Raw genomic sequence first — 6,254 nt, forward strand, 5'->3', positions numbered from 1 at the left:
CTGTCGAGCCGGTGTCGAGGTGCGGCGGCCATCGTCGGCAGTACACGACGACACGAGCCGACCGCCTCACGAGGGGACACGGATGAAGGCGCTTTTCCAGTGCGAGGCAGGCGAAGGCACCATCTTTCCCCTGGTGCCGCTCGCCCAGGCCCTGCGCAGCGCCGGGCACGAGGTCTTCCTGGCCGGCCACCCGACGGCGGTACGGCACATCACCGCCGCCGGACTGCCGGGCGTCACCATCCCGCAGAAGGAACCCAGGGAGTTCGCGAGGACCGACGGGGAGGGGAACATCGTCCCCTTCCCCTCCGAAGGACCTGAGCGGTACGCGGAGATGGGCCGGGTCGCGGGCCTCATGGCGGTGGACACCCTGGCCGGGTACCGCACCCTCGCGCGCAGTTGGCGCCCCGATGTGGTGATCGGCAGCCCGCAGGCGTACGCCGCCACCCTGCTGGCCGCCGAACTCTCCGTGCCCCGGGTGGAGTTCACCCTCGACATGTCCGACACCCGGCCCATGGACCGGGCCGTCGTGGACGCCCTGCGCCCACAACTCGCGGAACTGGGCCGCACTTCGATGCCCGGGCCCGACCTCGTGGTGAGCCCGTGCCCGCAGAGCGTCAGACCCCCGGACGCGAAGCCCGCCCTGATCATGCGGCATGTGCCCTACAGCTCCATGCGGCCGCTCGAACCCTGGATGTACGCCAAGGGCGAGCGGCCCAGGATCCTGGTGACCGCGGGCAGCCGGGTCAGCAGGACCTACGCCCTGGACTATCTGCGGTCCCTGATCGGGGCCGCCGCCCGCCTGGACGCCGAGGTGATCGTCGCCGTCCCGGACGAGGTGGTGCCCGATCTGGGTCCGCTGCCCGAGGGGGCCCACGCGGGCTGGATGCCCGCCGATGTGGTGGTGCCCACCTGCGACCTGGTGATCCATCAGGCCGGCGGGATCACCATGACCTGCATGGTCAGCGGGGTTCCCCAGCTGGTCGTGCCCTTCATGGCCGGGCTCGACGCGTACGCGGAACGGCTCGTCGCCCGCGGGGCGGCGCGGATGGTGCGGACCGAGGACGCCGAAGGGGCGGCCCTCGCCGACGCCGCCCGTGACGTCCTCGGCACCACGTCCTTCCTGACGGCCGCCGCCGCGCTGCGCGACGAGGTCCTCGCCGCGCCGAGCCCCGGCGACGTGGCCGCCCGGCTGGAACGCCTGGTCTCCGCCGCGCGGAACTGACCGCCACCGCCCCGGTGGCCGGCCCCGTGAGCCCTTGTTCAACCAGCACAAGGAAGGAGACACATCCGATGACGAGCCAAGTGCCGACCCGGTCCGGAGTGCCGACCGCGGTGGAACGGGCCGCGCGGATCGCGGCCGGGCGGGCGGCGGCCGCGGACACCGAGCGCGCCCTGCACCCCGAGGTGGTCGAGGCGATCGTGGAGGCGGGCCTGGCCCGGCACTTCGTGCCCGCGCAGTGGGGCGGCGAGGCGGGCTCCTGCGGGGAGCTGCTCGATTCCGTCGCCGCCATCGGCGAGAGCTGTACCTCGGCCGCCTGGTGCGCGTCCGTGCTCGCCGGTGCGGCCCGCATGGGCGCCTATCTGCCGGAGGCCGGACAGCAGGAGCTGTGGGCCAAGGGCGCGGACACCAAGGTGGTCGGGGCGCTCATGCCCCGTGGCACCGCCACCGCGGCACCGGGCGGCTGGCGGCTGACCGGCGAGTGGGAGTTCACCAGCGGCGCCGACTTCGCCGACTGGGCGATGGTCTGCGCCCTCGTACCGGCCGGTGAGCACGCGGAGGCGTGGTACTTCGCGGTGCCCCGCGACGCGTACGAGGTGGCCGACACCTGGTTCAACGTGGGGATGCGCGGCACCGCGAGCAACACCCTGGTCCTCGACGAGGTGTTCGTGCCCGAGGAGCGCGCGTTCCTGCGCTCCGACATGATGACGGGCAACAGCGTCATGTCGTCGGCGCACTGCCACACGGCGCCGCTGCGGCTGCTGAGCGGCCTCATCTTCGGCGCGCCCGCCCTGGGCGCCGCCCGTGGTGCGCTGCGTGCCTGGTCCGCGTGGTCGGCCTCGGCCGCCCCCGGCGCGGCCGACGGGATCCCGCAGGAACGCCGGTTGACCGCCGCGCGCGTTTCGGGTGCCGTCGACGCGGCCGGGCTGCTCCTCGAACGTGCCGCCCGCGTCGCCGACTCCGGTGCGGCGACCCCCGCGGAGGCTTCGCGCAACCCTTCGGACTGCGCGTTCGCCGTCCATCAACTCGTGGACTCCGTCGAGCAGTTGTTCCGCTCCGCGGGCAGCAGGGGGCAGCTGGAGAGCCAGCCCCTGCAGCGGATCTGGCGGGACGTGCACTGCCTGGCGAGCCATGCCGCGCTCCGCTTCGACGCTCCGGGCGCGGCCTACGGCGGTCACCTCCTGACCGCCGTCCGATGAACGAAGGGCCCTTGCGATGACCGAGACAACAGCCGCGCCCGGACCCCGGAGCGCCGGATACGTGTCCGCCGATCTGTACGCGCACCTCCAGCAGTTCTATGCGCGCCAGATGGGCCTGATGGACGACGGGCGGCCCGACGAGTGGGCGGCGACCTTCACCGACGACGGCGTCTTCGACGAGCCGAACCGGCTCGATCCGTTGCGCGGCAGGGACGCCATCCTGGCCTCGGCCCGGGAGCGCGCCGACCGGCTCGCGGCCGAGAAGCTGGACTTCCGGCACTGGCTCGCGATGCTCGACGTCCAGACGCAGGACGACGGGACCCTGCGCACCCGCACCTACGCCCTGGCCATGCGCACACCGCGCGGCGGCAGCCTCGACGTCTTCGCCCATGTCGTCTGCCACGACCATCTGGTGCCGGTGGACGGCTCATGGGCGGTGCGGCACCGCCGTATCGATGCCGACGGCGTGGCACGGGACGACGACTGACGTACAGGATGGTGCCAAGAGGCCCCCTGGAACCGGAGTTTTCCGGTCCCAGGGGGCCTTTTCGTCTGCTTTGGCACCCTTTTCGCGCCCCGGCCCGTCAAGGGTTTCTGGAGGGGCACCGAACGCGGGCTCGGGGGACGCTCGGGCCCGGCTCGAGGATCATCGCGCGCGGGCGGTCCCCGCCACCGGTCCCCAGCGAACCTCGAACGGAGATCGAGCCGAGCTGTCCACGATCGGGGCACCACGCATACGTTGGGGGCCACGATCATGATTCATCTCCATCAGCCTCAGGTGGGCCAGGAGGAACTCGGCGCCGTCGCCGAGGTGTTCGACAGCAAATGGCTGGGGCACGGCCCCCGCACCCAGGCGTTCGAAGCGGCCTTCGCCGCACACCTCGACGTCGACCCCGCACACGTCATCTTCCTCAACTCCGGCACCGCAGGACTCTTCCTGGCCGTCGAGTCACTGGACCTGGAGGAGGGCGACGAGGTCGTCCTGCCCTCCCTCAGCTTCGTCGCCGCCGCCAACGCCATCACCGCCTGCGGCGGCCGCCCCGTCTTCTGCGACGTCGACCCCCGCACCCTCAACCCCACCACCGAACACATCGAGCACGCCGTCACCGAGCGCACCAAGGCCGTCCTGATCCTGCACTACGGCGGCCACCCCGGTGACATCGTCCGCATCGCCGAACTCTGCCAACGCCGCGGCCTCACCCTCATCGAGGACGCCGCCTGCTCGGTCGCCTCCACCGTCGAGGGCAAGGCCGTGGGCACCTACGGCGACTTCGCCCTGTGGAGCTTCGACGCCATGAAGGTCATGGTCTGCGGCGACGGCGGCATGCTCTACGCCCGCGACGCCGACGCGGCCGCCCGCGCCCGCCGCCTGGCCTACCACGGCCTGACCCAGCCCACCGGCTTCGGCCACGCCCAAGTCTCCTCCCGCTGGTGGGAACTGGACATCCCCGAGGTCGGCCGCCGCGTCATCGGCAACGACCTCACCGCCGCCATCGCCACCGTCCAACTCCGCCGCCTGCCCGAACTCGTCGCCAGGCGCCGCGAGATCACCCAGCTCTACGACCGCGAACTCGCCGGCATCCCCGACCTGCTCACACCCCCACCCCTGCCCGACGGGCACACCTCCACCTACTACTTCTACTGGGTGCAGATGCCCCCCGGCGTCCGCGACGACGTAGCCAACGACCTGCGGGCGGCCGGGATCTACACCACCTTCCGCTACGCACCGCTCCACAAGGTCCCCACCTACGGAGCGCCCGACGACCTCACCCTGCCCGGCTCCGACCACGCCGCCGACCGCACCCTGTGCCTGCCCCTGCACCCCGGCCTCGACGACGAGGACGTACACACCGTGGCCACCGCCCTGCACAAGGCCATCGAGGCACGCCGCACCGACGCGGTGCCGGGATCCGTCGGCTGAGACGGACTGAGCACTGTGCGATTCAACCTTCTGGGCGCCTTCGAGCTCGTCACCGACGACGGGAAGACCCACACCCTGAGCGCCCCCAAGATGTGCCAGGTGCTTGCCGTGCTCCTGATGCGGGCCGGCAGCGTCGTGAGCGTGGATGTGCTCATCCAGGAGCTCTGGGGCGACCATCCTCCGAGCAGCGCCATGACGACCCTGCAGACGTACATCTACCACTCGCGCAGGATGCTGGAGCAGACGGGCGTCACCTCCGCCGACGGGCCGCGGCTCCACACGCAGCTGCCCGGCTACCGCATCAAGGCCGACGCCACCGAGGTCGACGTCCTGGAGTACGAACGCCTGGTGCGCGAGAGCCGGATGCTGCTCGAACGGGGCCGCCCCGAACTCGCCTCACGGCGGATGTGCGACGCCTCCGCGCTCTGGCGCGGCCCCGTGCTCGCCGGGATCGCGCCGGGCAGTGTGCTCGCCGGTCATGTCGCGCACCTGGAAGAGCTCAGGATCCGGGCCATCGAGACCCGCATCGAGGCCAACGAGCGGCTCGGCAGGACCCGGGAGACCGTGCCCGAGCTGCGCGCCCTGGTGGCCACCTACCCGCTCAACGAGTGGTTCCACGCGCGGCTCATCGTCGCGCTCGGCTCATCGGGACGCCGGGTGGAGGCGCTGCACGCCTACGACGACGTGCGGCGCGTGCTGCACAAGGAGCTGGGCCTCGAACCCGGCCCCGAACTGGTGCGCATCAAGCAAGAGATCCTCGGGTCATCCGCCGAGCCGGTGTCCCTTTCGCTGGTGGATGCCTCGGGGCGGGTCAGGCCCCGTCGGCGTACGCCGTTCCGGACCTGACCGCCGACCCCCTGCCCTGGAGTGTGCTCATGAACGCAAGCCCCGCACAGAAAGTCCTCGTCACCGGCGGTGCCGGGTTCATCGGCTCGCACTATGTACGCAGCATGCTGGACGGTGCGTACAGCGGGTACGAGGACGCGCACGTCACCGTCGTCGACAAGCTGACCTACGCGGGCAACACGGCCAACCTGCCCCTCGACCACCCCCGGCTCACCTTCGTCAGGGGCGACGTCTGCTCCGCGGACCTGCTGCGCCATCTGCTGCCGGGGCACGACGCGGTGGTGCACTTCGCCGCGGAGTCGCACGTGGACCGTTCCGTCGACACCGGCGCGGCCTTCGTGCACAGCAACATCCTCGGCACCCAGACCGTCCTGGAGGCGGCGCTGCACGCCGGGGTCGGGACCGTGGTGCATGTGTCGACCGACGAGGTGTACGGGTCCATCGAGTCGGGCGCGTGGACGGAGAGCGAGCCGCTGCTGCCCAACTCCCCCTATTCCGCGTCCAAGGCGGGCAGTGACCTGCTGGCCCGCTCCTACCACCGCACCCACGGCCTGGACGTGCGGGTGACGCGCTGCGCCAACAACTACGGCACGCACCAGCACGTCGAGAAGCTGATCCCGCTGTTCATCACCAACCTGCTGCGCGGCCTGCCCGTCCCGCTGTACGGCGACGGCCGGAACATCCGGGAGTGGCTGCACGTCACCGACCACTGCCGGGCCATCCAGCTGGTGCTCACACGGGGCAGGGCCGGTGAGGTCTACAACATCGGCGGCGGCACGGCGACCACCAACCGCGACATGACCGAGCGGCTCCTGAAGCTGTGCGACGCGGACTGGAGCCTGGTCCGGCACGTCGAGGACCGCAAGGGACACGATCTGCGGTACGCCACCGACGACAGCAGGATCCGCGCCGAACTGGGCTACGCGCCGAGCCGAGGACTGGACGAGGCGCTGCCCGACGTCGTGTCCTGGTACCGCGAGAACGAGCAGTGGTGGAAGCCGCTCCTGTCGCGGTGAGCGGGACGGTGCCGCCCGCGCGGTGACGCATGAAGGTGGTGGCGGTCCTGGAC

At 71.6% G+C, this 6,254-nt stretch carries 6 protein-coding genes; all 6 read left to right on the forward strand.

Features of this window, described 5'->3' with window-relative positions:
- Positions 1-82 precede the first annotated feature (82 nt).
- Positions 83-1,222: a glycosyltransferase gene (locus tag ACFWZ2_RS40935; RefSeq protein ID WP_384554802.1), complete on the forward strand. Its 1,140-nt coding sequence runs from the start codon at positions 83-85 to the stop codon at positions 1,220-1,222.
- A 68-nt stretch (positions 1,223-1,290) separates the two neighbouring features.
- A complete protein-coding gene (locus tag ACFWZ2_RS40940) occupies positions 1,291-2,418 on the forward strand; it encodes a hydrolase (RefSeq protein ID WP_384554804.1) in 1,128 nt (375 codons plus the stop codon).
- Between the two features lie 16 nt (positions 2,419-2,434).
- The gene (locus ACFWZ2_RS40945; RefSeq protein WP_384554806.1) at positions 2,435-2,905 is read left to right on the forward strand and encodes a nuclear transport factor 2 family protein; all 471 of its coding nucleotides are present in this window, start codon (positions 2,435-2,437) and stop codon (positions 2,903-2,905) included.
- A gap of 267 nt (positions 2,906-3,172) precedes the next feature.
- Positions 3,173-4,339, forward strand: a complete 1,167-nt coding sequence (locus tag ACFWZ2_RS40950; RefSeq protein ID WP_384554808.1) for a DegT/DnrJ/EryC1/StrS family aminotransferase — start codon at positions 3,173-3,175, stop codon at positions 4,337-4,339.
- Between the two features lie 15 nt (positions 4,340-4,354).
- The gene (locus tag ACFWZ2_RS40955) at positions 4,355-5,185 is read left to right on the forward strand and encodes a BTAD domain-containing putative transcriptional regulator (protein WP_384554810.1); all 831 of its coding nucleotides are present in this window, start codon (positions 4,355-4,357) and stop codon (positions 5,183-5,185) included.
- A gap of 29 nt (positions 5,186-5,214) precedes the next feature.
- On the forward strand, positions 5,215-6,201 hold the full coding sequence (gene rfbB / locus ACFWZ2_RS40960; RefSeq protein WP_384554812.1) for a dTDP-glucose 4,6-dehydratase: 987 nt from the start codon (positions 5,215-5,217) through the stop codon (positions 6,199-6,201).
- The last annotated feature ends 53 nt before the right edge of the window (positions 6,202-6,254 follow it).

The organism is Streptomyces sp. NPDC059002 (assembly GCF_042740435.1).
Classification (GTDB): Bacteria; Actinomycetota; Actinomycetes; order Streptomycetales; family Streptomycetaceae; genus Streptomyces.